The following is a 1383-nucleotide window of genomic DNA, read 5'->3' on the forward strand; positions in this document are numbered from 1 at the left end:
GGTGTTTATGAAGCTGGTTGCAATATTCTATATTCTAATTTTTTTATCTATACCGAATGCGTTCAGTATAGAGCTGTACTCCAAAGAAGAGGCTAAAGCTAAAATTGAACCAATCTTAGCCAAACTCAAAATTGGTGTAGATAAAAAGGATGTATCAATTTTCGAAGAAATAATTTCATTTCCATTAAATATTAGTTCAAGTGAAACCTATGTGTCTTCAGATGGTTATGTAAAAATTAAAGCGCGAACAATAAATAATATTAAAGAGTTACAAGAGCAGTTTGATACTATTTTCGTTCCTTCTTTGGTTAGCCTTATAAAATGTATCACTCCGGACAATATGATTTATAATTCTCGAAAGGGGTTTTCTGCAGCTTATGGTTCTATTTGGTTTTTCGACATAATAGAAGATGAAACAGGTATTCGTAGGTTTGCTTTATGGAGTTTATCTACAAATAAAGATGCTACTAATAAATGGCTTGGTCAAGAGTGTAAAAACACCTAACAAGGCGTTCAAACGGACAAAAAACAGTTGGCTGTTTCACTCCGTTCACAATTTTAGCCAACAATTTTTTGCCGCTTAACGTGGCGTTAGTTTTACTTATCAACTGTACGGAATTTAATTTATGGATGAATATATAAAGTCTAATTTTGAAGAGCCATTATTGTTTAGGACTTGTGAAAAACTTGTATATGATAATGCGATTAATGATGGTTCTTTATGGTTAAGAAGCGCACATTATTATCGTTCAAAAGAAACAGATATAGCTAGGCGTGATGGCAGTGAAGGTGTAAATTTTACACCACATACTTTTCCATTAAAGTTTAACAAAAAAGAATGCACTATTGCTTCAATTGAAGGCGATGGCTCTATTGGTTGTGAAATTATAAAGTGTTACATACTTTCCTTGCATGGAACAGGTATAAGAAGTGACGTGAAAAGAGATTTCGGTGATCATACATTTGGTATTAAATCACTATACAAACTTTCAAATGATATTTTATACCAAGCACAGAAGCAGGTTGATATTATTGCACATCGTTATGGTCAAGTAGCTTATCAATATACTCCACTCACATTATCAAAAAATCCAAATAGTACAGCTATTGCACTTTCTAATAGTGTATTTTTAAAATCACAAAATACAGAAATATTGCGTAAAGCGCCTGTTCCACCGTTTATATACCAAGATGAATGGAGAGTTGCAATATTCGTAAAGGATTACATAGATAGTGATGAGCAGGCTATTTTAAAAATTAATGTTGATCCAGAGTGCTTCTTTGGTTATTCAACGTAAAACTAACAAGTTGCTTAAACGGAAAAATAACAGTTGGCCATCGCTACGCGATTATAGCCAACCATTATTTTCCGCTTAGCAAAGC

General features: G+C 33.0%; 2 protein-coding genes. Both read left to right on the plus strand.

All coding sequences use genetic code 11. From position 1 onward, the window contains the following. The coding region (locus tag CXF71_RS11930; protein ID WP_157826752.1) for a hypothetical protein at window positions 1–505 on the plus strand (505 nt) is incomplete at its 5' end. A gap of 121 nt (window positions 506–626) precedes the next feature. Then, on the plus strand, window positions 627–1298 hold the full coding sequence (locus tag CXF71_RS11935; protein ID WP_101233179.1) for a hypothetical protein: 672 nt from the start codon (window positions 627–629) through the stop codon (window positions 1296–1298). Window positions 1299–1383: the final 85 nt, after the last annotated feature.

It is taken from the genome of Colwellia sp. 12G3 (genome assembly GCF_002836775.1).
GTDB lineage: Bacteria > Pseudomonadota > Gammaproteobacteria > Enterobacterales > Alteromonadaceae > Colwellia.

Excerpts from the sequence above, each read along its gene's own strand:
- CXF71_RS11935 (WP_101233179.1), top strand. The coding sequence starts at position 627 with ATGGATGAATATATAAAGTCTAATTTTGAAGAGCCATTATTGTTTAGG.